Source organism: Methylobacterium sp. J-048 (assembly GCF_022829515.1).
GTDB lineage: Bacteria > Pseudomonadota > Alphaproteobacteria > Rhizobiales > Beijerinckiaceae > Methylobacterium.
In genome coordinates this window covers 22,862-48,052 of the sequence record NZ_JAKSYL010000139.1, presented here as the reverse complement: position 1 = coordinate 48,052, position 25,191 = coordinate 22,862, and the positions used below count along the sequence as shown (strand labels likewise).

At 69.5% G+C, this 25,191-nt stretch carries 21 protein-coding genes; 15 read left to right on the top strand and 6 right to left on the bottom strand.

What is annotated here, in order from left to right:
- Positions 1–10 precede the first annotated feature (10 nt).
- The 3 genes from nthA to MKL09_RS13520 are packed head-to-tail and all read left to right on the top strand — an operon-like array spanning position 11 to position 1,619.
- Positions 11–643, top strand: coding sequence for a nitrile hydratase subunit alpha (gene nthA / locus MKL09_RS13530; RefSeq protein ID WP_244020803.1), 633 nt, complete (start codon positions 11–13; stop codon positions 641–643).
- Positions 640–1,299: a nitrile hydratase subunit beta gene (nthB, locus tag MKL09_RS13525; RefSeq protein WP_244020802.1), complete on the top strand. Its 660-nt coding sequence runs from the start codon at positions 640–642 to the stop codon at positions 1,297–1,299. Before nthA ends, nthB begins: the two co-directional genes overlap by 4 nt.
- Positions 1,296–1,619, top strand: a complete 324-nt coding sequence (locus tag MKL09_RS13520; RefSeq protein ID WP_244020800.1) for a nitrile hydratase accessory protein — start codon at positions 1,296–1,298, stop codon at positions 1,617–1,619. Before nthB ends, MKL09_RS13520 begins: the two co-directional genes overlap by 4 nt.
- Here MKL09_RS13520 and MKL09_RS13515 read toward each other — a convergent pair.
- Positions 1,607–2,482 carry an MBL fold metallo-hydrolase gene (locus MKL09_RS13515; protein WP_244020798.1) on the bottom strand — a complete coding sequence of 292 codons (876 nt, stop codon included), beginning with the start codon at positions 2,480–2,482 and terminating at the stop codon, positions 1,607–1,609. The two genes, MKL09_RS13520 and MKL09_RS13515, sit on opposite strands and share 13 nt — an antisense overlap.
- Positions 2,483–2,642: 160 nt before the next feature.
- A complete protein-coding gene (locus MKL09_RS13510) occupies positions 2,643–3,662 on the bottom strand; it encodes an SDR family oxidoreductase (protein WP_244020784.1) in 1,020 nt (339 codons plus the stop codon).
- A 192-nt stretch (positions 3,663–3,854) separates the two neighbouring features.
- On the opposite strand from MKL09_RS13510, the gene MKL09_RS13505 reads away from it, so the two are divergent.
- The 5 genes from MKL09_RS13505 (at position 3,855) to MKL09_RS13485 (ending at position 11,651) form a co-directional block, all read left to right on the top strand.
- Positions 3,855–4,115 (top strand): hypothetical protein, encoded by a 261-nt coding sequence (locus MKL09_RS13505; RefSeq protein ID WP_244020783.1) that lies wholly within the window; start codon positions 3,855–3,857, stop codon positions 4,113–4,115.
- Positions 4,116–4,456: 341 nt separating this feature from the next.
- On the top strand, positions 4,457–7,870 hold the full coding sequence (locus MKL09_RS13500; protein WP_244020781.1) for an acyl-[ACP]--phospholipid O-acyltransferase: 3,414 nt from the start codon (positions 4,457–4,459) through the stop codon (positions 7,868–7,870).
- A gap of 84 nt (positions 7,871–7,954) precedes the next feature.
- Positions 7,955–8,245 carry a hypothetical protein gene (locus MKL09_RS13495; RefSeq protein WP_244020779.1) on the top strand — a complete coding sequence of 97 codons (291 nt, stop codon included), beginning with the start codon at positions 7,955–7,957 and terminating at the stop codon, positions 8,243–8,245.
- A 79-nt stretch (positions 8,246–8,324) separates the two neighbouring features.
- Entirely contained in the window at positions 8,325–10,472 is a 2,148-nt protein-coding gene (gene pbpC / locus MKL09_RS13490) for a penicillin-binding protein 1C (protein ID WP_409566927.1), read from the top strand.
- Between the two features lie 135 nt (positions 10,473–10,607).
- Positions 10,608–11,651 carry a cytochrome-c peroxidase gene (locus tag MKL09_RS13485; protein WP_244020777.1) on the top strand — a complete coding sequence of 348 codons (1,044 nt, stop codon included), beginning with the start codon at positions 10,608–10,610 and terminating at the stop codon, positions 11,649–11,651.
- A gap of 150 nt (positions 11,652–11,801) precedes the next feature.
- Here the strand turns inward: MKL09_RS13485 and MKL09_RS13480 are convergent, their stop codons facing one another.
- Positions 11,802–12,167, bottom strand: a complete 366-nt coding sequence (locus MKL09_RS13480) for a hypothetical protein (RefSeq protein ID WP_244020776.1) — start codon at positions 12,165–12,167, stop codon at positions 11,802–11,804.
- A 68-nt stretch (positions 12,168–12,235) separates the two neighbouring features.
- Positions 12,236–13,072 carry an ArsA-related P-loop ATPase gene (locus tag MKL09_RS13475; RefSeq protein WP_244020775.1) on the bottom strand — a complete coding sequence of 279 codons (837 nt, stop codon included), beginning with the start codon at positions 13,070–13,072 and terminating at the stop codon, positions 12,236–12,238.
- An 892-nt stretch (positions 13,073–13,964) separates the two neighbouring features.
- On the opposite strand from MKL09_RS13475, the gene MKL09_RS13470 reads away from it, so the two are divergent.
- Positions 13,965–15,017: a hypothetical protein gene (locus tag MKL09_RS13470; RefSeq protein WP_244020774.1), complete on the top strand. Its 1,053-nt coding sequence runs from the start codon at positions 13,965–13,967 to the stop codon at positions 15,015–15,017.
- Between the two features lie 7 nt (positions 15,018–15,024).
- Here MKL09_RS13470 and MKL09_RS13465 read toward each other — a convergent pair whose 3' ends face one another.
- Both MKL09_RS13465 and MKL09_RS13460 read right to left on the bottom strand, forming a co-directional pair.
- A complete protein-coding gene (locus tag MKL09_RS13465) occupies positions 15,025–15,756 on the bottom strand; it encodes a MarC family protein (protein ID WP_244020773.1) in 732 nt (243 codons plus the stop codon).
- A gap of 52 nt (positions 15,757–15,808) precedes the next feature.
- Positions 15,809–16,543: a methyltransferase domain-containing protein gene (locus tag MKL09_RS13460; protein ID WP_244020772.1), complete on the bottom strand. Its 735-nt coding sequence runs from the start codon at positions 16,541–16,543 to the stop codon at positions 15,809–15,811.
- A 183-nt stretch (positions 16,544–16,726) separates the two neighbouring features.
- On the opposite strand from MKL09_RS13460, the gene gloB reads away from it, so the two are divergent.
- From gloB to MKL09_RS13430, 6 genes are all read left to right on the top strand, one after another.
- Complete coding sequence (gene gloB / locus MKL09_RS13455) at positions 16,727–17,503, top strand: hydroxyacylglutathione hydrolase (RefSeq protein ID WP_244020771.1); 777 nt, start codon at positions 16,727–16,729, stop codon at positions 17,501–17,503.
- Between the two features lie 309 nt (positions 17,504–17,812).
- Positions 17,813–18,430, top strand: a complete 618-nt coding sequence (locus MKL09_RS13450) for a TetR family transcriptional regulator (protein ID WP_244020770.1) — start codon at positions 17,813–17,815, stop codon at positions 18,428–18,430.
- A gap of 425 nt (positions 18,431–18,855) precedes the next feature.
- Positions 18,856–19,818 carry a malate dehydrogenase gene (gene mdh, locus MKL09_RS13445; protein ID WP_244020768.1) on the top strand — a complete coding sequence of 321 codons (963 nt, stop codon included), beginning with the start codon at positions 18,856–18,858 and terminating at the stop codon, positions 19,816–19,818.
- Positions 19,819–19,935: 117 nt separating this feature from the next.
- Entirely contained in the window at positions 19,936–21,132 is a 1,197-nt protein-coding gene (gene sucC / locus MKL09_RS13440) for an ADP-forming succinate--CoA ligase subunit beta (RefSeq protein ID WP_244020767.1), read from the top strand.
- Between the two features lie 2 nt (positions 21,133–21,134).
- Positions 21,135–22,019 (top strand): succinate--CoA ligase subunit alpha, encoded by an 885-nt coding sequence (gene sucD / locus MKL09_RS13435; protein ID WP_244020765.1) that lies wholly within the window; start codon positions 21,135–21,137, stop codon positions 22,017–22,019.
- A gap of 158 nt (positions 22,020–22,177) precedes the next feature.
- A complete protein-coding gene (locus MKL09_RS13430) occupies positions 22,178–25,168 on the top strand; it encodes a 2-oxoglutarate dehydrogenase E1 component (RefSeq protein WP_244020764.1) in 2,991 nt (996 codons plus the stop codon).
- Positions 25,169–25,191 lie beyond the last annotated feature (23 nt).

Sequence of the window (25,191 nt, the reverse complement as noted above, 5' to 3'; positions counted from 1 at the left end):
GGAGGGCGGGATGAGCCACGACCATGCGCACGACCATTCGCACGGCAGCGATCTCTCGCCCGTCGAGGCGCGGGTCCGCGCCCTGGAATCCCTGCTGACCGAGAAGGGCTACGTCGACCCGGCCACCCTCGACGCCCTGGTCGAGCTCTACGAGACCAAGGTCGGGCCGCATGCCGGCGCCCGGGTCGTAGCCCGGGCCTGGGTCGATCCCAACTACCGGACCCGGCTCCTGTCCGACGCCACGCCGGCCATCGCCGAACTCGGCATCGGAGGCCGGGGCGGCGAGCACATGGTGGTGGTGGCCAACACCCCCGAGACCCACAACCTCGTCGTGTGCACGCTCTGCTCCTGCTACCCCTGGCCGGTGCTCGGCCTGCCCCCGGTCTGGTACAAGGCGCCGCCCTACCGCGCCCGGGCGGTGATCGACCCGCGCGGCGTGCTGGCCGAGTTCGGGGTGACGATCCCCGAGACCACCCGGATCACCGTCTGGGACTCGACCGCCGAGACCCGCTACATGGTCCTGCCGATGCGGCCGGCGAACACCGAAGGGTTTTCCGAGGAGGCCCTGGCCGCCCTCGTCAGCCGCGACGCGATGATCGGCACAGGCCTGCCCGGGGCGATTCCACCGGAGATGCCCGCATGAACGGCGCCCAGGACCTCGGCGGCGCGCATGGTTTCGGGCCGGTGATGCCGGAGCCGGACGAGCCGGTGTTCCACGCCGACTGGGAGCGCCGCGTCTTCGCCCTGGCGATGGCCATGGGCTACACCGGTGCCTGGAACCTCGACGGCAGCCGCGCCACGCGCGAGTCGCTGCCGCCGGTGCAGTATCTGGCGTCGAGCTACTACGAGATCTGGCTGGCGGCCCTGGAGCAGCAGGTCGTCGCCACGGGTCTCGCGTCGGCCGAGGAAATCGCAGCGGGCCGAGCGTCCGAGGCAGCCAAGCCGGTGGCGCGGGTGCTCGCCCGGGACGGGCTGGAAGCGCGCTTCCGGGCGGGCTTCCCGAGCAGCCGCGACTCCGCCGGGCCGGCCCGCTTCGCGGTCGGCGAGGCCGTCATCGCCCGGAACATCCACCCGCCCGACCATACGAGGCTGCCGCGCTACGTCCGCGGCAAACGCGGGCGGGTCGAGCGCGTCGACGGCACGTTCGTGTACCCCGATACCAACGCCTACAAGACTGGCGAGAACCCGACCTGGTTGTACACGGTTAGCTTCTCGGCCCAGGACTTGTGGGGCGAGAGCGGCGACCCGGGCGGGATCGTCACGGTGGCGGCCTTCGAACCCTATCTGGAGCCGGCGTGAGCGTTCCGTCGCCCAAAGCTTTCGCGGCACCCTGGGAGGCGCAGGTCTTCGCCCTGGTGGTGTCCCTGCAGGAGGCCGGCTTGTTCACCTGGGCGGAGTGGACCGACCGTCTCGGTCGCGAGATCCGGCCGGCGGACGGGCCGGAGCGGGCGGCCGATTACAGCGCCTGGCTCGCCACCCTCGAAACGATCCTCGCCGAACGCGGCGTGGCGGCCGCCGAGAGCGTCGCGGTGCGAACCGAGGCGTTCCTGCGCGCCGCCGCGGCGACGCCGCACGGCCAGTCGATCCGGCTGGAGAACGACCCGCTCTACCGGCCCTGAACCGGGAGGCTGTCGAGCGGCACCGGCGCGGCATGCGCGCGGCCGATGAGCAACTGATCCAGCAGCGCCAGAACTTCAGGACGGCCGCAATTGCGCGCGGGCTCGAACGGCGTCCACGTCTGGGTGAAGTCGAGGCGCTCGAACACGTCGCGGTAGCGGCGCAGCTCGCTCGGGGTGAGCGGCACGCCGCGCACGAACGCCTTGTGCGCCGAGATCGTGGTGGCTCGGCGCGGGTCGGCGGGGTCCAGCTCGAACTTCAGCGCATCCCCGCAGAAACAGATCTTTCGCGCCCGGTCGTACAGGACGGCGTGACCGTCGAAATGCCCCGCGGTGCGATGCAGTTCCAGCCCTGGCAGAGGCTCGAGAAAGTCGTCGTAGGGCCAGCTCACCTGAAGCGCGGCGCTCCAGGTGAAGTCGGCGGCGGGCAGGCACAGCTCCGGGTCGAACCGATCCTGAAGCTGCGTCAACGCCCCGTAGGCATGCGGGTGCGAGGCCGACAGCACCTGCATGCCGCCGAGCCGCTCGATCTGGTCGAGGGCGGCCTCGCTGAAGACCGGGCAGCCCTCGAAACCCATATTCCCGTGTTCGGTCCGGATCAGATAGGCGGAGGGACCGATGCCGGAGACCGGCTCGTTCCAGAACCGCCAGACGCCCGATTCCAGCTCCTGCCAATGGCACGGGAAGGCGTCCTGCGCCTCCCGGGTCGTTCGGAAGCGCCAGCCGTCCTGCGGCACCACGTGGCGGGCGTCGAGGCACATCGGGCAGGACGGGGGCGTCGCGAAATGGCGCTGCCAGAACCCGCAATTGTCGCAGGTATAGGCAGGCAGCTTCAGGGCGCCCGCGAAGGGCAGATAGCCGGGCATCGTGTCAGGCCTCTCCTGGCGGTTGGGACCCCGGGTTTCCAAAGGGCTCAGCCCTTTGGCGGGGTTCGGGGGTGGAACCCCCGAGCATCGGGTGAAGCCCGACACCAGGGCTCCGCCCTGGACCCGCAAAAGGTCTCGGACCTTTTGAAACCGGGACTGTCTAGCGAATCCGACCACGCAGCGCAGCCCGCCGGGGACGGGTGGCCGCCACGGCCGCGCCCGCGAGTCCCAGCAGGGCGAGCGCGGCGAGACCGCCGACCACCGCATCCCGGGTGCGGCTGGTGACGAACTCGCCCCGGGTCAATTTCATCCGGTCGATGAACCGCCCGTCGATGCCGACTTCGCCCGGCACCGGGTCGTAGAGGTTGCCCGTCATGTCGGGGATCGTCGTGTCGGACAGCTGGGCCGACCACATCGACGCGGCCTTGCGGTCGGCGAACGCCGGGGCGAGCGCCTGCGCGGCGGCCATCATCATCGACGAACGTCCGACCCAGACCTCCCGGCGCGGATGCTCGACCGCGTAGACGATCGCCTCGGCGCAGAGCCGCGGGTCGAAGACCGGGTCCGGAGCGTATTGGCGATGGCCGGTGCGGTTGCGCGCCCAGTTGAACTGCGGCGTGTTCACCGCCGGCAGGTAGACCACGCTGAGGCTGATCGCGACGTTATCGTGGAGCAGCTCGCAGCGCAGGGCGTCGGTGAAGCCGGAGACGGCGAACTTGGCCGCGCAATAGGGCGCCTGGAGCGGCGCCGCCCGGATCGCGAGCCCGGAGGAGACCTGGATGATCGCACCGCGCTTGCGCCGCTTCATGTAGCGGAGCGCCGCCAGGGTGCCGTAGACCTGGCTCAGATAGGTGGTCTCGGTGACCCGCCGGTACTCGTCCGGGGTGATCCGGTCGGCTGGGTTCACCACGGTCGACATGGCGTTGTTCACCCAGGCGCGGATCGGGCCCAGCTCAGTCTCGATCCGGGCGGCGGCGGCGTCGACGGCCTGCGCGTCGGCGACATCGGCCGCGATCGCCAGGACCGGTTGGCCATAAGCGGCGAGCGCCCGCTCGGTAGCGGCCAGCCGCCCGGGATCGCGTGCAATCACGGCCACCGACCAGCCGCCGGCGGCGAAGCGATGCGCGGTCGCGAGCCCGATTCCGGCCGTCCCTCCGGTAACGACTGCAACCCGTGCCATCCCGGCCTCACCCTGTGAAGGAACCGCTGCAGCAACGGGTGTCGTCGCCCCCGGTTGCGCCGCACCACCGTGCCGCAACGTCACGGCCGCCGGTCTTTTCGGAACCCGGTGCGCAACATCCGACGCCGAGCGCTGTTGAGTCTGCGTAGTCGCGCGCCATCGCAGCGCGACCGGCCTTCGAGGATCGCAGCCATGCGATACGGACGACGGTTCACCCTGCCGATCGATCCCTGGCCGCAAGCCTCGCTGGGCGAACGGATGTCGGTCGGGCTGGTCCTGACTTTGTTGCTCGTGGTCCCGCTCTGCGCCGCCAGCGCCGTGATGGTCGTGAGCGCGACGATCGCGGCCTACATTGCCTGGTCCTACGACCTCGGGGCCTCGGTGCGAGTCGCCATCGAGCGCCAGATCGGCCGGATGGCCGGCGGACACGGGCGTTCCATCCGGAAAGTTTGAGGGACGGTGCGCGTTCCGGCTTGATTGGTACGCAACTGTTGAAATCGTATTCGAGAATCGGAAACGGCTCGATCCTGGGAGTCCCATCCTCGCCCTCATCCTGAGGCGACGGAGCGAAGCGAAGGCCTCGAAGGAGCCCTCTAGCCAGCCGCGCGATCCCTGGAGGCCTCCTTCGAGGCTGCTGCGCAGCACCTCAGGATGAGGGGGAGATCGGGATATCCGCGGGCACATTTGGCAATCGCCGCACCGTCATTGCGACGCCGCAGCCGCCGCGTGCCGCAAGGCCGATTTGACCTCGACGCATCGGCTGGGCCAGTCAGGCTCGGAACCGAGAGATCGCCATGTTCCGTTCCCTGATGAGTGCCCGGCGCTTCGCGCCGCTGTTCTGGTGCCAGTTCTTCTCGGCCTTCAACGACAATTTCCTGAAGAACGCCCTGGCCTTCCTGATCCTGTTCGGGATCGGCGGGCAGGCGGATGCCCATGCGGGCGTCCTCGTCACCCTGGCGAGCGCCGTGTTCATCGGGCCGTTCTTCATCCTGTCGGGCCTGGGCGGCCAATGGGCCGACCGCTACGACAAGGCGCTGATGGCGCGCCGGCTCAAGTTCGCCGAAATCTTTGCCGCCGGCACCGCGGTGCTCGGTTTCCTGCTGCATTCGGTGCCGGTGCTGTTCGTGGCGCTCGGCCTGTTTGGGACGATCGCGGCCCTGTTCGGCCCGATCAAGTACGGCATCCTGCCGGACCACCTGCGCCGCGAGGAATTGCCCGCCGGCAACGCGCTGGTGGAGGCCGCGACTTTCCTGGCGATCCTGCTCGGCACGATCGCGGCCGGCGCGGCCTCGGCGATGGGCGGTTCGGGCCTAGTGTTCGGCGCCCTGGTGATGGGCTTCGCGGTCCTGTGCTGGCTCTCGGCCCGGATGATCCCGCCGACCGGGGAGGGGGCGCCGGACCTGCATGTCGACCGCAACGTCGCGCGCTCGACCGCCTCGCTGCTGCGCGACCTCTGGGCCGACACGCGGCTGTGGCGCGGCTCCCTGACGGTGAGCTGGTTCTGGCTGGTCGGCGTGGTGGTGCTGTCGCTGCTGCCGGTGCTGGTGCGCGGCGCCTTCAACGGCACCGAGACGGTGATCACCCTGCTGCTGGCGCTGTTCTCCATCGGCATCGCGGTGGGCTCGGGGCTGGCCTCGTGGCTCGCCAGCGGCCGGATCGTGCTGCTGCCGACGCCGGTCGGGGCGGTGCTGATGGGGCTCTTCGGCCTCGACCTCGCCTGGACGATCGGGTCCCTGCCGCCGCCGCCCGCGGAGGCGATCGGCCCGCTGGACTTCCTGCAGACCGGCGACGGCCTGCGCGTTGCCATCGGCTTCCTCGGGCTCGCCATGGCGGGCGGGCTCTACATCGTCCCGTCCTTCGCCGCCGTTCAGGCCTGGACCGAGAAGGCGATGCGCGCGCGCATCATCGGGGCGGTCAACGTCGTCACCGCGGCCTTCATGGTGGCCGGCACCCTGGCGCTCGCGGCCTTGCAGGCCGCCGGCCTGTCGATCGCCAGCCTGCTCGCCTTGGTGGCGGTACTGAACCTGATCGTCGGCGCCGTCGTGTTCGCGACCCTGCCGACCAGCCCGTTCCGGGACGCGCTCTCGATCCTGTTCCGGGCCTTCTACCGGCTGGAGGTCCGCGGGCTCGACAACGTCGCGGCCGCCGGGCCGAACTGCATCCTGGCGCTCAACCACGTCTCGTTCCTCGACGCGCCGCTGGCCCTGTCGCTGCTCGACCAGGAGCCGGTCTTCGCGGTGGACAGCGGCATCGCGCAGCGCTGGTGGGTGCGGCCGTTCCTGCGGGTCACCAAGGCGATGCCGCTCGATCCGACACGGCCGCTCGCCACGCGGACGCTGATCAACGCGGTCAAGAGCGGCGAGACGCTGATCATCTTCCCCGAGGGCCGGCTCACGGTCACCGGCAGCCTGATGAAGGTCTATGACGGCGCCGGCCTGATCGCCGACAAGTCGGGGGCCATGGTGGTACCCGTGAAGATCGACGGTCTGGAGCGCACCGCGTTCTCGCGCCTGTCCCGCGGGCAGGTCCGCCGCCGCTGGTGGCCCAAGGTGACCGTGACCGTGCTGCCGCCGGTGCGGCTGACCGTGGACGACACCCTGCGGGGCAAGGCCCGGCGGCAGGCCGCAGGCGCGGCGCTCTACGGCATCATGTCGGACCTGCTGTTCCGCACCGCCGACACCGACCGCGGCCTGATGGCGGCGCTGATCGATGCCGGGGACCGCCACGGCTGGCGCCGCAACGCCGTCGAGGACCCGGTCACCGGCCGCCTGACCTACAGCCGGCTGGTCCTGGGCGCCAACGTGCTCGGCCGCAAGCTGATGCCGCTCGCGCCCGAGGGCGGCCGGATCGGGGTGATGCTGCCCAACGCCAACGGCGCGGCCGTGACCCTGTTCGCCCTGGCGTCGGCGGGCCGGGTGCCGGCGATGATCAATTTTTCGGCCGGGCCGGCCAACGTGCTCTCGGCCTGCAAGGCGGCGCAGGTCGACAGGATCCTGACCTCCCGGGCCTTCATCGAGAAGGGCCGGCTCGGCAGCCTGATCGAGGCGATCAAGGGGACGGTCGAGCTGGTCTACCTGGAGGACGTGCGCGCCACGATCACCACGCCGGACAAGATCCGCGCGCTGCTGGCCGGGCGAAAGCCCCTCGTGAAGCGTTCGGGCGAGGATCCGGCCGCGGTTCTGTTCACCTCGGGCAGCGAGGGTACGCCAAAGGGCGTGGTGCTGGCCAACCGCTGCATGCTCGCCAACGTGGCCCAGGTCGCGGCCCGGATCGATTTCGGGCCCACCGACAAGGTGTTCAATGTGCTGCCGGTGTTCCACGCCTTCGGCCTCACGGCCGGGCTGGTCCTGCCCCTGGTCTCGGGGGTGCCGGTCTATCTCTACCCGTCGCCGCTGCACTACCGGATCGTCCCGGAGCTGATCTACGGCTCGAACAGCACGGTCCTGTTCGGCACCGACACGTTCCTGACCGGCTACGCCCGGGCCGCGCATGCCTACGACCTGCGCTCGCTCCGCTACGTCGTGGCCGGCGCCGAGGCCGTGAAGGAATCGACCCGCAAGACCTGGGGCGAGAAATTCGGGTTGCGGATCCTGGAGGGCTACGGCGTCACCGAGTGCGGGCCCGTGGTGGCGCTGAACACGCCGATGTTCAACCGCTTCGGCACGGTCGGGCGGATCCTGCCCGGGATCGAGACCCGCCTGGAACCGGTGCCCGGGATCGAGGAGGGCGGCCGCCTGTCCTTGCGAGGCCCGAACATCATGCTCGGCTACCTGCGGGCCGAAAAACCCGGCGTGCTGGAGCCGCCGCCCGACGGCTGGCACGACACCGGCGACATCGTGGCGATCGACGCCATGGGCTTCATCACGATCAAGGGCCGGGCCAAGCGCTTCGCCAAGATCGCCGGCGAAATGGTCTCGCTCGCCGGCATCGAGGCGCTGGCCGCCGAACTTTGGCCGAACCGGCCGAGCGCGGTCGCCGCCGTACCGGATCCGCGCAAGGGCGAGCGGCTGGTTCTGTTCACGCAGGAGACGGGCGCGACCCGGGCCGCCTACCAGAGCTTCGCCAAGGAACGCGGCGCCTCCGACGTGGCGATCCCCGCCGAGGTGGTGGTGCTCGACGCGATCCCGATGCTCGGCACCGGCAAGGTCGACCAGGTCTCCGTCGTCAAGCTCGCCCTGGAGCGGGCCAAGGAATCCGCCGCCGCCTGAGCGGTCGTCTCGTCCTGCCGGCCCGCATCACCCAAACAGGGGATGCAAGCGTTGGCGCGTTGGCATGGTATCACGAATACAGTCATGATTCGATCAGCCTCAGCGATCGAGCTTCGTGGACTGGAATTCGCGATTCGCGCGCGTGTCGACGAGGGGTTGAACATGCACAAAAGCAGGCGATTTCCGATCTGGCTGACCCGGCGGGCCTATTTCAAGCGGCTTGAACGCTGGGCGAGGCCCGGCAAGGCGCGCAAATCCGCGCCGCAGATCCTCGAAGCCGAGCCCGAAATCATGCCCAGCAACGTCGTGCCCTTCCCCTTCCGCCTGGGGCAGGCGGGCCGACCGGCCTTCCCGGACCTGCGCGGCGTCGGCTGAGCCGGCTCCCCCGGGACTTGCCTGCCGCCGCAGTTCGTTGAATCTGTGCGCGCCGGCAATCCCGGGACCTGGAGGATGCGTGCCGCACGACGGGCCTGATCCCAGCGCGGCCGCAGCGCCTGAAACCCGGCGTGGCCGCGCGGTGCGCGTGGGCCTCGGGATCGCGGCCCTCCTGGTCGGGCTGCTCATGGCGGCGAGTGCCGGTCTGGTCTGGCGCTACGCCGCTTCGCTGCCGCCCCTCGACCTGGCGGCGGCCTCGGCGCGCTCCACCGTGGTGCTCGACCGGTCCGACGCGCTGCTGCGCCCCTTCGCCACCGCGGACGGCCGCTGGCGGCTTCCGGCCAAAGCGGCGACCGTCGATCCGCGCTATCGGGCGATGCTGCTCGCCTACGAGGACCGGCGTTTCCAATCGCATCCCGGCATCGACCCGCTGGCGATCCTGCGCGCCGCCGGCCAATGGCTGGGGCATGGCCGGATCCTGTCGGGGGGCTCGACCCTGTCGATGCAGGTCGCCCGGCTGGTCGAGCCGCGGCGCGGGCGCTCGCTGGAGGCCAAGCTCCGCCAGATGGTGCGGGCGGTGGCGCTGGAGCGGCAGCTCGGCAAGGCGGCGCTCCTCGACCTGTACCTGGCGCTCGCACCCTATGGCGGCCCGCTCGAGGGCGTGCGTGCGGCGAGCCTCGCCTATTTCGGGCGGGAGCCGATGCGGCTGACGACGGCGCAGGCGGCCCTGTTGGTCGCCCTGCCGCAATCCCCCGAGACCCGAAGGCCGGACCGGTTCCCTGCCCGCGCCCGGGCCGCCCGCGACCGGGTGCTCGATCTGGCGGCGCGCCGGGGCCTTCTCACCCCGGCGGAGGCCGCAGCCGCCAAGGCGGAGCCGGTGCCGACCGAACGCAGGCCGTTCCCGATGCTGGCCGCTCACGCCGCCGAGGAGGCTGTGGCGGCCGAGCCGGGCGTGGGCGTGATCCGCCTGTCCATCGACGGGCGGCTGCAGGCGCGGCTCGAGGCCCTGGCGGCCGAGCGCGCCGCCGCGGCCGGGCCGGACCTCTCGGCGGCGATCCTGGTGCTCGACAACCGCGACGGCCGCGTCCTCGCCCAGGTCGGCAGCGCCGGCTATCTCGATCCGAGCCGGCGCGGGGCAATCGACATGACCCTGGCGGTCCGCTCGCCGGGCTCGGCCCTGAAGCCGTTCGTCTACGCCCTGGCCTTCGAGAACGGGCTCGCCCATCCCGAGACGCTGCTGGAGGACCGCCCGGCGCGGTTCTCGGAGAACTACGCGCCGGAGAATTTCGACCTGACCTTCCAGGGGACGGTGACGGCGCGGCGCGCCCTGCAGCTCTCGCTCAACGTGCCCGCGGTGGCGCTGATGGAGGCGGTCGGGCCGGCGCGGTTCATTGCCCGGCTGCGGGCGGCCGGCGCCGGGATCCAGCTCCCCCGTGAGGCGGCGCCGGGCCTGCCGGTCGCTCTGGGCGGTCTCGGCATCACGCTCACCGACCTCGCGCGGCTCTATGCCGGCCTGGCCCGCGGCGGCACGGTGCCGGACATCCTGCGCCGGGCCGGGGACTCAGGCGCCACCGGCGCGGAGCATCGGATCACCGAGCCGGTGGCGGCCTGGTACGTCGCCGACATCCTGCGCGGGACGCCGCCGCCGGAGAACGCGCTGCCGAACCGCATCGCCTACAAGACCGGCACGTCGTTCGGCTATCGCGACGCCTGGGCGGCGGGGTTCGACCGGCAGGTCACCGTGGTGGCCTGGATCGGGCGGCCCGACGGCGCCGCGGTGCCCGGCCTCGTCGGGCGCGTGGCCGCCGCCCCGATCCTGTTCGACGCTTTCGCGCGGCTCGGGACCGAGCCCGAACCGGTCCCGCAGCCCCGCGACGTGCTGAGCGCGGCCGAACCCGGCGGCCTGCCGCCGCCGCTGCGGCGGCTGCATCGGGACGGGGGCGAGGCGCAGGGTCCGGCGCTGAAGATCGCCTATCCCCCGGACGGCGCGCGGATCGATCTCGGTCTCGCGGCGAGGCTCGGGGACGATCGCGACACCGCAAGCCAGGGTCTCGCCCTCAAGGCGCTGGGCGGGGTGCCGCCGCTGACCTGGCTGGTCGACGGTCAGCCGGTCGCACAGTCGCCGCGGCGCCGGGCCGAATGGATCCCGGGCGGGGCCGGTTTCACGCGGATCTCGGTTCTTGATGCCACGGGGGCAAGCGACAGCGTCTCTGTCCGGTTGGAGTGAGGTGCAATGTCGGCGATGACGTCACCTGGATGCGTCATCATGGATCCACCAATACGCAGGCGCATGTAAAACATCCTGGTCGGATTCATCGGTCGTCAACGAATACCGGTCTAGTGCAGGCTGGTGAGGTCGGTGATGGCTTGGAAGGTCGGCGCCGCAATCGCGGGGCTTCTCGGATTGGCCGGTGTGGCGGCGGAACTCGGCGGCGGGGCCGATCCGCGCCGGGCCGGCTGGCGCGAGACCTATCGTCCGCCTGCCGAGATCCCGTTCCCCAGCGACAATCCCTATTCCGCCGCCAAGGCCGAGCTGGGCCGGCGGCTGTTCTTCGATCCGATCCTGTCCGGCGACGGCAGCCGCGCCTGCGCCACCTGCCACATCCCGGATCTCGGCTGGGGCGACGGGCGGGCGCGCGCCGCCACGCGGATGCAGGGCGACATGGACCTGCGTACGCCGACGCTGCTCAACATCGCCTGGCAGGATGGCCCGATGGGCTGGGACGGGAAGTTCCGGAGCCTCGAATCCGTCGCCGCCATGCCGATGACCTCGCCGGCCAACATGAATCTGCCGATGGCCGATGCGCTGGCCAAGCTGTCCGCCGACAGGAGCTACGCGGCCGCCTTCGCCACCGCGTTCGACGATCCGGCCATCACCCGTGAGCGGCTGGAGGCGGCGCTGGCGACCTTCGAGCGCCTGATCGTCACCGGAACCACCCCGTTCGACCGCTGGATCGCCGGCGACGAAACCGCCATCGCCGAGCCGGCCAAGCGCGGCTTCGACCTGTTCAACGGCCGCGCCGACTGCGCGAGCTGCCATTCCGGCTGGTCGTTCACCGACAACTCGTTCCACGATATCGGCGTCGGCAGCGGCGCCGATATTGGCCGCGGCCGCTTTAAGCCGACCTCCGTCGCCCTGCGCTACGCCTTCAAGACCCCGACGCTCCGCGAGGCCGGCCGGCGCGGCCCCTACATGCATGACGGCTCGGTCGCGACCCTGGAGGCGGTGATCGACCTCTATGACCGGGGCGGAATCGACCGCCCGAGCCGGTCCCGATCGATCAAGCCGCTCCATCTCAGCGCCGCGGAGCGGGCGGACCTGCTGGCGTTTCTGGGGACGCTCTCGACCGGGACAGGCCGTGACGTGACGACGGCGTCGTTTACCGCCGCAGCGCCGGCGCCGTAAGCCGGACCGCCCCGTCATTGCGAGCGCAGCGAAGCAACCCAGCGCAGCGCACGCTCCCCGACGGTCGCGTATCCCTGGGTTGCTTCGCTGCGCTCGCAATGACGGGGCGGGATGCTGAACGAGCACCACCGGCCATCCCGGCCTCGATCATCACCGCCCCAGCCCCGGCTGGGGCACGCCCGGCGCCCGGCGCTCAATCGCCGGAAGGGCGGCGGTGATGCGGGCCTCGCTGACCGCGTATTGGTGGGACAGGTTCACCAGGCTGAGGATGATCCAGACGCTCCCCAGCACGCTCGCCACCGCCACGCCGAGCAGCACGTAGACCGTCCGGGTGTTGCGCCGCACTTCCACCGACAGGTCGTGGACGAGTTCCCGGTTGCTCTGAGAGAGCGCGTCTCTCGAAGCGACCAGCTCGTTGTGCATCTCGCTGATGACGTGGGTGGCGTTGTACAGCAGCAGCAGGTGGACGACGAAGTCGTCGTCCGTGGTGGTGTTGAGGGCGGCCGCGACGCGCACGGCGAGCTGCCGCTCCTAAGGCAGCAGCTCCCGGCCGTGGACCGTCCGGTAGAACCGCTCGAGGTTGTTCACGGACGGAAGGCCTCACGCCACGCCGTGTGGAAGTTGCGCCGCAGGCGCCGCGCCTCGACGCGCAGGCGCATCGGCGCGGTGGTGGCCAGTTCCAGCCAGGTCGTGTGCTGGATCCGCAGCGCCTCGATCAGGCGCTCGCCGATCCGCTCAATCTCGATGGCGCGAAAGTTCGGCTGCGCCTGCAGCTGCCGGACCACGTCCGAGGCTTCCAGGTAATCGAAGTTGGTCGCCTGGGCGGTGTTCTTGGCCAGGATCGACCGGTCGGCTTCAAGCAGCAGCGGCCGCAACTCCCGGAGGACGTCCAGAGCGGTCGGGTCGACGGCGCCCGCAGCCACGACGACGCAGAGGCGGATCTTATCCTCGCGGCAGCTCTCGACGATGATCTCGCTGCTGCGCCGGGTCGTCTCGGTGTCGCCGGCCGGGAAGTCGACCACGACGAAGCGCTCGGCGGCGTCGGACACGCGCTCGATCAGGTCCTGAACCAGGGTCGGGTCGACGCGGCCGGTGGAATCCTCCGCGCGCAGCCGCTGCCGGAAGCCGGATACGCCCGGACGGCGCGGAACGAAGTTCTGGCTGCCCGGCTCGGTCTCGCGCATCAGCGCCGTGTGGAAGTGCCGGTTGGCCGGGTCGGTGTCGATCGCCAGGACCGGACCGACCTCGGCGCAGAGGTCGGCGATCTGCAGGGCGATGGTCGTCTTGCCGACGCCGCCCTTGCCGCCGAGGCAGAGGATCAGGACCTTCGTGTTGCCCGGGCCGAGGAGATCCTGCTTGATGTCCTGAAGCTCGAACGGGCTGTACCAGGCCGGAACCTTGAGCTGGGTGGCGTCGGTCATGAAAGTCTCCTTGGCTTGATTGGCGCAGGGCGGCATCTACGCGGGCGTTGCTGCGGCGCGCGGAGACGGACCTGCTGGGGTGTCAGGGTTGGTGTCGTCGGTCCGGCCCCGGACCGGGAGCGGGCAAGCCCGGCCGACGGGCGCATCCCGCCGCCGAGCGGACGCCGATGCCGCGGCTTCGCGTGAGATGGCCGAGCACGCTCAAGCCGCCGATCCGATCGGGTATCGGGCATCGGCTCGTCCCGCCCCCGCCGCCTCGCCCGATCCCCGGTGGGACCCGGGCGCCGCCGAAGGGGAGGCTGCGTGACCTGGAATGTTCGCCCTCTTCACAGCTTGCACTCCGTTGCCGGCCCGGTGCCGCGGCGGGACCGCGTCCGTTCGTCGTCTGGCCAGCGTCGCGCAGGGCAGAGAGTTCGCCCAGCACAGCGCGCGGGGCAAGCCTACAAGCAAGTAATTTGACAGCTTATCCGCTGTTATGATCTCGAAACCGAAGACTCTTTCCAGCACAATTGTCGAAATTTTGTGAAAAATCTCGCAAATTTTGACCGATTTTCAGAAATAAATCGTGCAATAGATCAGAATACGATCTTTATATCTCGACCGAAGACCAATTTACATTGATTCGATTGACGCTCCGCCCGAGAACCACGGTGACTCGGGAGGAGGGCGGCGCGCATCCGGTGCTGCCGGCCGGGACGGGGATCGACCCGCGGTTCCCGGTTCGCGGATCCGGGTTCCAGCCCTAGTGCAACCCGACATCGTCCAGGTTGCGCGCGGAATCCACAGCGTTAACCTTCCACTCATATTCGTTAACAAACCATTGGCGAACAGCCGCTTAATCTATCTAAATAGCCCGGTAACCACGGTGTCTCGATGCACCGGCGAGGGTTCAATGCTAGCATTCAAGAACAAGCGGCTATCCGCCGGATGCGCTCTCGGGATCGCCGGAGCCGCGAGCCTCGCGGCCACCGGCGAGGCCCAGGCCCACGTCAAGTGGTTCTGCGCCTACGACGTCGCCGGGCAGCCTCAGGGCCTCGAGCAGGTGCTCTGCACCAATTTCGAAGGTCTGACCGTGCTGGCCCTGGTCTGCCTGATGTTCGGGTGCCTGGCCGAGGGAACGCCGCTGGGCGGCGCCCTGCTCAACGCGCTGGATCGCGTGACCACCCGGATCCGCACCGACACCGAGCTGCTGGTCCGGGCCACCCTCGGCTTCTTCTTCGTCTCGCTCTGGGAACTCGGCGGCATCATCCTGACCCCGGAACTCAAGACCGACGTCGCCTGGATCCCGTGGTTCCAGCTGGCGCTCGCCGCCTGCCTGATCTGGCGGCGGACCATGCCGCTCACCGGGCTCGGCATCGTGTTCCTGTTCAGCTTCGCCACCGCGCAGTACGGCGTCTTCCACCTCGCCGACTATCCGATCTTCCTGGGCGTGGCCGTCTATCTGATCTGCCGCGGACTCGACCTCTCGCCCTTCGGCCTCCGCCCGCTCGACATCGTGCGCTGGACCGCCGCAATCACGCTGATGTGGGCGTCCATCGAGAAATGGGCCTATCCGGACTGGACCGCCCCGCTCATCGCCGCCAAGCCGGAGATGACGCTGGGCGCGACGCCCGAGCTGTTCATGCAGGCCGCCGGCGTCATCGAGTTCACCCTGGCCTTCGCGCTGCTCTGGACCCCGCTGGTCCGGCGTTGCGCGGCGATCATCCTCGCGGCGGTCTTCGTGTCGGCGGTGTTCGAGTTCGGCAAAGTCGATGCGATCGGCCATTCCGGGATCATCGTGGTTCTGCTCGCCATCGCCGCCGACGATGTCCGGATGGCGGTCCGCGCCCGCCACGTGGTGCTGGCACCGGCCTGGTACGGGGGCGCCCTCGCGCTCTTCCTCTTCCTCTACTACGCCGGCCACGCGGCCCTGTTCGGCGGACTCAACACCCTGCCGGTGATCTGAGGTCCGCTCAGCGCGCCGCGATCAGCGGCGCGAACACGTCGGTCAGCCCGGTGATCAGGATCTGGGTCCCGACGCAGAGCAGCAGGAAGGCGAACAGGCGCCCAGTCACCCGCGCCCGGGCCGGACCGATCAGCGCCACCACCCGGTCGGCCGAGGCGTAGATCAGCGCCACCGCCAGCGCCACGACCAGCGCCGCCAGGGTGACGCCGATGAAGAAGCCGAACCGGTCCGCATAAGCGGCGGGCCGGTTCGCCCCCAGGGTGATCGCCACTGCGATGGTGCCGGGCCCGGTGGTGAACGGCAGGGTCAGGGGAAAGAACGCGATCTCGGCGAGCGGCCCCGGCGCCGGATCGCGGCTGGTCTCGATCAGGGTCGCCGGCCCGCGATCCTTGGAGCCCCGATCTTTCGAGCCCGAGGCCTCGGCCTGCTTGCGCGCCTCGCGGGCCTCGGGCCGGTTGAGCTGGGTCCAGGCCGAGGACATCACCACCAGCCCGCCGGCGATCCGCAGGGCCGCCAGGGTGACCCCGAAGAAGTTGAGGATCGGCGTGCCGGCCCAGAGGGCGCCGAGCATCACCAGGGCGGCATAGACCCCGATCTTGCGCGACAGCAGCACCCGTTCGGCATGGCTGTAGGCGCCGGTCACCTGCGCGAAGATGAAGGCCCCGCCGATCGGGTTGACGATCGCGATCAGGCCCGAGAGGGCGAGCAGGAACTGCTGGATTGTGAAATCGACGTTCATGAGGGCCGCGACCTAGACCAAGCAGCCCGCGACGGCCAGTCTGTCGCTCACGTCAGCCCGGCGACGGGGCGGGCACCAGCACCCGTGCCGGGGCGAGGCGGCGGGCGCGGCGCACCTGCTGGACTGCGATCGGGCGGTAGAGCTGCTTCGTCGCGTGGACCACGTGCAGGCCGGCGAACGGCAGGGCGAGGCCGGAACCGATGCGCTCCCAGGCGGGTCCCGTTCGCAGCATCAGCCGCGAGCGGACCGGCGGCATGTACAGGGTCTCGGCCCAGCCCTCCGGGGAGAACAGCGTGTCGCGCATCAGCCGGCCGAGCTGCGAGCGGCTGTAGGGCTGGCCGTGGCCGAACGGCGTCGCCTCGCGCCGGGCCCAGACCCCGCGCCGGTTGGGCACGACCAGGATCATCCGGCCGCCCGGGGTCAGCGTGCGCCAGACCTCCTGCAGCAGTTCCGTCGGGCTCTCCACCGATTCGAGCGCGTGGACCAGCACGACCCGGTCGATCGCGGCCTCGGGCAGGGGCATCATGGTCGGGTCGGCGAGCGCGGTACAGGAGCGGCCGGTCCCCGGCCAGTTCACCACCCCCTGCGTCGCCGGCATGAACGCGAGGGTGCGCTCGGCGATGCAGTGGATCGGCCCGAAATACGGCGTCGCGTAGCCGATCCCGAGGACGCGCAGGCCCGAGACCGAGCCCAGGAACCCATGGAGGGTGCGGGCGACGACGCGGTGCGTCTCGGCCCCCAAGGGGCTGGCATAGAAGGCGCGCAGACCGTTGACGTCGAGACGCATGGAAGAACAGAATACCGAGCCCGGGACGACGATCCTCACTCAATGGTAGGCCGCGTTGTCCCCGGCAAGCTCCAAAGCGAGCGACAAGAACGGAACCGGGCTTGATCGCCACCGGTTCACGGCAGCAGATTTCGCGCTTCGGCGCGCCTCGCGATTCTTCGCGCCTCCTGACCGGGAACTCCGATGGCAGCCGAGACCGAGATCCGAACCTTCCTGTGCCGCAGCGACAATATCGGGGTCCTGATCCGCGATCCCGTCACCGGCGCCTGCGCGGCGATCGACGTGCCGGAGGCCGGCCCGGTCCTGAAGGCGCTGGACGAGACCGGCTGGCACCTCACCGACATCCTGGTCACCCACCGGCACGGCGACCACATCGCGGGCATCCCCGAGGTCAAGCGCGCCACCGGCGCCCGGGTGACGGCTCCCGCCAAGGCCGGCGACGCGGTCCCGGATGTCGATATCGCGGTCCGCGAAGGCGACACCGTCGCGGTCGGCGGGCTGAAGGCCCTGGTCTGGGAGACCCCTGGACACTGTGCCGACCACGTCACCTACTGGTTCGCCGAGGCAGGCCTGGTCTGCTCGGGTGATACGCTGTTCACCCTCGGCTGCGGCCGGGTGATGGAGAGCCCGCCCGAGACCCTGTGGCGCTCCCTGCGGCGGTTCGAGGCGCTTCCAGACACCACGCAGGTGTTCAGCGGTCACGACTACGTCCTGTCCAATGCTCGATTCGCCTTGGTGGCGGACCCGGACAACCGCGACCTGATGGCGCGCAAAGCCGAGGCCGAGCGGGCCAAGGCCGAGGGCCGCTTCCTGATTCCGTCGACGCTGGGTGCGGAGCGGGCGACCAATCCTTTCCTGCGCGCGAGCCTGCCAACCTTGGCTAAATCAGTGGATTTAGCGCCCGGCACAGATCCGGAGGCGGTGTTTGTTGCACTGCGCGCGTGGAAGGACCGCTTCTAAGGGCGGTGATAACCAAGAAAATTTTGTTGCGTTCTCAAGCCGAACTGACACATACCCTGTCCAAGCGGTACCAATCCGCTAGTGTCAACGGGCTCCCGGGGGGAAGCCGTAACGTCAACGCGAAGCGCCGGGACGCTTCCGCCGGTCTGATGGGGGTCCGTCTCGCCCTACCACCTGTCCACCTCCCGCCTTCCGCTTCCGTTCCTTAAGCCAGAATCTGACGGGGCTGGGGAAGAGGCGCTCAGCGCTAAATCCAAGATTTCTGCAACAGACACGACCGCCAGTGACGCGCTTCGCGACACCGGCGAGGTGGCGGCTCCGTCGCGTCCGCGGGCGCCGGTCGCGGCCGATGTCCGGTTGCTCGGTATCGCTACCGAGCACCTGTCCCGCCTCGGGCCCAAGCGCGTGACGGTGGTCGCCGTCGCGGCGGAAGCCGGGATGACGCACGCCAACGTCTACCGGTACTTCCCGTCGAAGGACGCGCTCCTCGACGCGGTGGCCGGTCGCTGGTTGCGCGAGGTCGAGGCTCGGCTGGCCGGCATCGCCGACGCGCCCGATCCTGCCGACGACAAGATCGAGCGGCTGCTCACCGCCCTCGCCACCGTGCAGCGCGACGCCCTGTTCGACGAGCCGAACCTGTTCGCGGTCCATCTCGATGCGACGGTGTCGGCGCGGCCGATCGCCCGACGGCACCGGGTCCGCCTGCGCAGCCTGGTCGAGCGGGTGGTCGAGGAGGGCATCACCTCGGGCATCTTCTCCGCCCGGGACCGGGAACGGGCAATCGCCTATATCTTCGATGCCAGCTACCGCTTCACGCACCCACTCGCGATCCAGCACGACGCGGAGGTACCGCGCGACCTGATCGAGGCTCGGTTCGGGGCGGTCATCCACGCGATCCAGAGAGTCCTGCGGTCCGGGATCCTCTGACACCGGAACGACCCGGCCCCTTGGTCGGCAGACATCCCGAGGCCCGGACATCGCGTCCGGGCCTCGCGTGTTTCGGACACCGGACCGAGGGCGCGACCCACGGCTCGGGACCATACCGAAACCAGCCAAATGACAGGTGTCGGGATCTGTCATCTGAGCTTTGCAGTGCCCGCGGCGCCGGGTGCACTGCACCTAAAACCCTCGCTTCATTGGCGTTTCAGCGTCCGGGCCTGCGACATCCGCGCGCTGCCACGGCCCGTGGCCCCGCGTCTGCATCTGCCCATCGGGTTGAAGCGACAAGGCTTTTCGGCCACACAGCCGCGCAGATTCCCGAGCGGCGAATCCCGCGCCGGAGCCGACAACCGGACGGTCCTGGCACCTCGCCGATCCCACCGAAGACGACACGCAGCGGAGGACGATCCGACATGGCTCGCAACAAGATCGCGCTCATCGGTGCCGGCCAGATCGGCGGCACCCTGGCCCTCCTGGCTGGCCTGAAGGATCTCGGCGACGTGGTGCTGTTCGACATCGTCGACGGCGTGCCGCAGGGCAAAGCGCTCGACATCGCCGAGGCCGCCCCGGTCGAAGGCTTCGACGCGAGCTACGCGGGTGCGAGCGACTATGCCGCCATCAAGGGCGCCGACGTCGTGATCGTCACCGCCGGCGTGCCGCGCAAGCCCGGCATGAGCCGCGACGACCTGATCGGCATCAACCTCAAGGTCATGCAGGCGGTGGGCGAGGGCATCAAGAGCTACGCCCCGGACGCCTTCGTGATCTGTATCACCAACCCGCTCGACGCCATGGTCTGGGCGCTGCAGAAGTTCTCAGGGCTGCCTACCAACAAGATCGTCGGCATGGCCGGCGTGCTCGACTCGGCCCGCTTCCGCCATTTCCTGGCCGACGAGTTCAAGGTCTCGGTGGAGGACGTCACCGCCTTCGTGCTCGGCGGCCACGGCGACGACATGGTCCCGCTCACCCGCTACTCGACGGTGGCGGGCGTGCCGCTCACGGATCTGGTCAAGCTCGGCTGGACCACCCAGGAGAAGCTCGACGCCATGGTCGAGCGCACCCGGAAGGGCGGCGGCGAGATCGTCAACCTGCTCAAGACCGGCTCGGCCTTCTACGCGCCGGCCGCCTCCGCCATCGCCATGGCCGAGAGCTACCTGCGCGACAAGAAGCGGGTCCTGCCCTGCGCCGCCTATCTCGACGGCCAGTACGGCGTGACCGGCATGTTCATCGGCGTGCCGATCGTGATCGGCGCCGGCGGCGTCGAGCGCGTCCTGGAGGTCACCTTCGACCCGGCCGAGAAGGCGATGTTCGAGAAATCCGTCGCCTCGGTGACCGGCCTGATCGAGGCCTGCAAGGGCGTCGACAGCAACCTTGCCTGATCTCAGGGCGGATAGCGAATATTCAGCAGCGAAGAGCGGCCTGTTCGAGGCTGCATCGCACCCTGAAATCTATTCGCGCTTCGCTAATCCCTACTCGCTCCTCCCTACGAGGTCCCGATGAACATCCATGAATACCAGGCCAAGGCCGTGTTGAAGGAGTTCGGCCTGCCGGTCTCCCGCGGCGTGGCGATCTTCGACCCGTCGGAGGCCGAGGCCGCCGCCAAGGAACTCGGCGGCCCGGTCTGGGTCGTGAAGAGCCAGATCCACGCGGGCGGCCGCGGCAAGGGCACCTTCAAGGGCGCTCCCGAGGGCGCGAAGGGCGGGGTGCGGGTCACCAAGTCCATCGACGAGGTCAAGCAGTATGCCGGCGAGATGCTCGGCCAGACCCTGGTGACGATCCAGACCGGTCCGGCCGGCAAGCAGGTCAACCGCCTCTACATCGAGGAAGGCGCCCAGATCGCCGAGGAATTCTACCTCTCGATGCTGGTCGACCGCGCCACCGGCGGCGTCGCCTTCGTGGTCTCCACCGAGGGCGGCATGGATATCGAGGCGGTCGCCCACGACACGCCCGAGAAGATCCACACGATCCCGGTCGATCCGGCCACCGGCGTGATGCCCCACCACGGCCGCGCGGTCGCCAAGGCGCTGGGCCTCACCGGCGCCCAGGCCAAGGAAGCGGCCTCGCTCACGGAAAAGCTCTACGCGGCGTTCGTGTCCAAGGACATGAGCATGCTGGAGATCAACCCGCTGGTGCTCACCGCCGACGGCCACCTCAAGTGTCTCGACGCCAAGATCTCGTTCGACTCGAACGCGCTCTACAAGCACGCCGACATCGTCGCGCTGCGCGACGAGACCGAGGAGGACGCCAAGGAGATCGAGGCATCCAAGTACGACCTCGCCTATATCGCGTTGGACGGCACGATCGGCTGCATGGTCAACGGCGCCGGGCTGGCCATGGCGACGCTCGACATCATCAAGCTCTACGGCGAGAGCCCGGCCAACTTCCTCGATGTCGGCGGCGGCGCTTCCGAGGAGAAGGTCACCGCGGCGTTCAAGATCATCACCGCCGATCCGCAAGTGAAGGGGATCCTCGTCAACATCTTCGGCGGGATCATGAAGTGCGACGTCATCGCCCGCGGCGTCATCGCCGCCGTCAAGGCGGTGGGCCTGCAGGTGCCGCTGGTGGTGCGCCTCGAAGGCACCAACGTCGAAGAGGGCAAGGACATCATCCGGGGCTCCGGCCTCAACGTGATCCCGGCGGACGACCTCGACGACGCCGCCCAGAAGATCGTCGCCGCCGTGAAGGGAGCCTGATCATGTCGGTGATGATCGACGCCAATACCAAGGTCATCTGCCAGGGCTTTACCGGCAAGAACGGGACCTTCCACTCCGAGCAGGCCATCGCGTACGGGACCAAGATGGTCGGCGGCACCAGCCCCGGCAAAGGCGGCGCGACCCATCTCGGCCTGCCGGTCTTCGACACGGTCGCCGAGGCCCGCGAGGCCACCGGCGCCGACGCCTCGGTGGTCTACGTGCCGCCGCCCGGCGCCGCCGACGCGATCTGCGAGGCGATCAGTGCCGAGATCCCGCTGATCGTCTGCATCACGGAAGGCATCCCGGTGCTCGACATGGTCCGGGTGAAGCGGGCGCTCACCGGCTCGAAGTCGCGCCTCGTCGGTCCGAACTGCCCCGGCATCGTCACCGCCGGCCAGTCGAAGATCGGCATCATGCCGGCCAACATCTTCCGCCAGGGCTCGGTCGGGATCGTGTCCCGCTCCGGCACGCTGACCTACGAGGCGGTGTTCCAGACCTCGAACGCCGGCCTCGGCCAGACCACGGCCGTGGGCATCGGCGGCGACCCGGTGAAGGGCACCGAGTTCATCGACGTGCTGGAGCTGTTCCTCGCCGACCCGAAGACCGATTCGATCGTGATGATCGGCGAGATCGGCGGCTCGGCCGAGGAGGAGGCCGCGCAGTTCCTGAAGGACGAGGCCAAGCGCGGGCGCAAGAAGCCGATGGTCGGCTTCATCGCCGGCCGCACGGCGCCTCCGGGCCGCCGCATGGGCCATGCCGGCGCGATCATCTCGGGCGGCAAGGGCGGCGCCGAGGACAAGATCGCCGCCATGGAAGCGGCGGGCATCCGCGTGTCGCCGTCGCCGGCCCGGCTCGGCTCGACGCTGGTCGAAGTCCTCAAGGGCTGAGGGCCGCGCGTCTGGGTCGCGGCCGGCGCAGGCGCGCGACCCCCATATCGACGGGACGGGGCGGTCTGCCGCCCCGGTTCAATTTCAGGGCGATCCGCCCCGCGAGCGGGTCGCCGGAAGGGCAGGAGAGCCTGCCCGCGCGATAGGATGAACGGACCATGGCACGCCAGGACGTGAACGAAGCGCTCCTCGAAACCTCGTTCCTCTACGGCGCCAACGCCGCCTACATCGAGGAACTGCAGGCGGCCTATGCCCGCAACCCGGCCTCGGTCGACCAGGAATGGCAGACGTTCTTCAAGGGGCTCGGCGAGGACGAGACCCTGGTCGAGAAGAACGCCGCGGGCGCATCCTGGGAGAAGCCCAACTGGCCGGTGCCGCTCAACGGCGAGCTGGTCTCGGCGCTCGACGGCAATTGGGGCGCCCTGGAGAAGGCGATCGGCGACAAGATCGTCGCCCGCGACGCCAAGGAGCCGAAGCCCGGCAAGCCGGTCGACAGCGTCGCCGCCACGACGGGCGTGTCGGTGGAGCAGGCCACCAAGGATTCGGTGCGGGCGATCATGCTGATCCGCTCCTACCGCATGCGCGGCCACCTGCACGCCAAGCTCGACCCGCTGGGGCTGGCCCCGCGCGGCGACCACGAGGAGTTGCACCCGCAGCATTACGGCTTCACCGAGGACGCCGATTGGGACCGCCCGATCTTCCTCGATAACGTGCTCGGCCTTCAGTTCGCGACGATCCGCGAGATCGTCGACATCCTGGAGCGGACCTACTGCCAGACGCTCGGCGTCGAGTTCATGCACATCTCCGACCCCGCCGAGAAGGCGTGGATCCAGGAGCGCATCGAGGGCAAGGACAAAGAAATCTCGTTCACGCCGGAGGGCCGGCGCGCGATCCTGAACAAATTGATCGAGGCCGAGGGCTTCGAGAAATTCCTGGACCTCAAGTACACCGGCACCAAGCGCTTCGGCCTCGACGGCAGCGAGGCGATGATCCCGGCGCTGGAACAGATCATCAAGCGCGGCGGCGCTCTGGGCGTCCGCGAAATCGTGCTGGGCATGGCCCATCGCGGCCGGCTCAACGTGCTCACCAACGTGATGGCCAAGCCGTTCCGGGCGGTGTTCCACGAGTTCAAGGGCGGTTCCGCCTCGCCGGCCGAGGTCGAGGGCTCGGGCGACGTGAAGTACCACCTGGGCGCGTCCTCGGACCGCGCTTTCGACGGCAACAACGTCCACCTGTCGCTCACCGCCAACCCGTCTCACCTCGAGATCGTCGACCCGGTGGTGCTCGGTAAGGTTCGGGCCAAGCAGGACCAGTGGGCCAAGCCCCATATCCAGCGTTCCAGCGTGCTGCCGCTGCTGATCCACGGCGACGCCGCCTTCGCCGGGCAGGGCGTGGTCGCGGAGTGCTTCGGCCTGTCGGGCCTGAAGGGCCACCGCACCGGCGGCTCGGTGCACTTCATCATCAACAACCAGATCGGCTTCACCACCGATCCGCGGTTCTCGCGCTCCTCGCCCTATCCGTCGGACGTGGCGAAGATGGTCGAGGCGCCGATCTTCCACTGCAACGGCGACGACCCGGAGGCCGTTACCTTCGCGGCCAAGGTTGCGGTCGAGTACCGGCAGAAGTTCGGCAAGCCGGTCGTGATCGACATGCTGTGCTACCGCCGCTTCGGCCACAACGAGGGCGACGAGCCGGCCTTCACCCAGCCGAAGATGTACCAGCGGATCCGCAAGCATCCGTCGGTGCTGGAGACCTATGGCCGCCGGCTCGTCGAGAACGGCACCCTCGACCAGGAGGCCCTCGACGCCCGCAAAGCCGAGTTCCGCCAGGTGCTCGACAGCGAGCTCGACGTCGCGACCAATTACAAGGCCAACAAGGCCGATTGGCTCGACGGCCGCTGGTCCGGCTTCAAGGCCGTGCACGAGGATGTCGACGATCCGCGCCGCGGCCGCACCGCGGTACCGGCCGAGACCCTGCAGGAGATCGGCCGCAAGATCACCCAGGCGCCCCCGGGCTTCCACCTGCACCGCACGATTCAGCGGTTCATGGACAACCGCGCCAAGGCCGTGGAGACCGGCGCCGGCATCGACTGGGCGACCGCCGAGGCCCTGGCCTTCGGGGCGACCCTGCTCGACGGCAACCGGGTCCGGCTCTCCGGCCAGGACGTCGAGCGCGGCACCTTCTCGCAGCGCCACGCCGTTGTGATCGATCAGGAGAACGAGCAGCGCTTCACGCCGCTCAACGCCATCCGCGGCGGACAGGCCTCGATCGAGATCATCAACTCGATGCTCTCCGAGGAGGCGGTGCTCGGCTTCGAGTACGGCTACTCGCTGGCCGAGCCGAACGCCCTCGTCCTGTGGGAGGCCCAGTTCGGCGACTTCGCCAACGGCGCCCAGGTGGTGATCGACCAGTTCATCGCGAGCGGCGAGCGCAAGTGGCTGCGCATGTCCGGCCTCGTGCTGCTGCTGCCGCACGGCTACGAGGGCCAGGGTCCCGAACACTCCTCCGCCCGCCTGGAGCGCTACCTCCAGGCCTGCGCCGAGGACAACATGCAGGTGGCCAACGTCACGACGCCGGCCAACTACTTCCACATCCTGCGCCGACAGCTGAAGCGGGACTTCCGCAAGCCGCTCGTGCTGATGACGCCGAAATCGCTGCTGCGCCACAAGCGGGCGGTCTCGACGCTGGACGCCCTGGCCGAGGGTTCGACCTTCCACCGCGTCCTCTGGGACGATGCCGAGGAGGAGGGCACGCCCAACAAGCTGGTGCGCGACGACAAGATCCGCCGCGTCGTGCTGTGCTCCGGCAAGGTCTATTACGACCTGCTGGAGGAGCGGGAGAAGCGCGGGCTCAACGACGTCTACCTGATGCGCGTCGAGCAGCTCTACCCGTTCCCGCTCAAGGCGCTCGCCACCGAGATGGGACGGTTCCGCAACGCGGACGTGGTCTGGTGCCAGGAGGAGCCCAAGAACATGGGCCCCTGGTCCTTCGTCGAGCCCTATCTCGAATGGGTGCTCGGCCAGGCCGGCTCCGCGGTCAAGCGGGCCCGCTACGTCGGACGCCCGGCCTCCGCGTCCACGGCCGTGGGCCAGATGTCGAAGCACCAGGCCCAGCTCCAGGCGTTCCTCAATGAGGCGCTGGCGGTCTGATCTCTTGAGACCTGGCGGCGGCC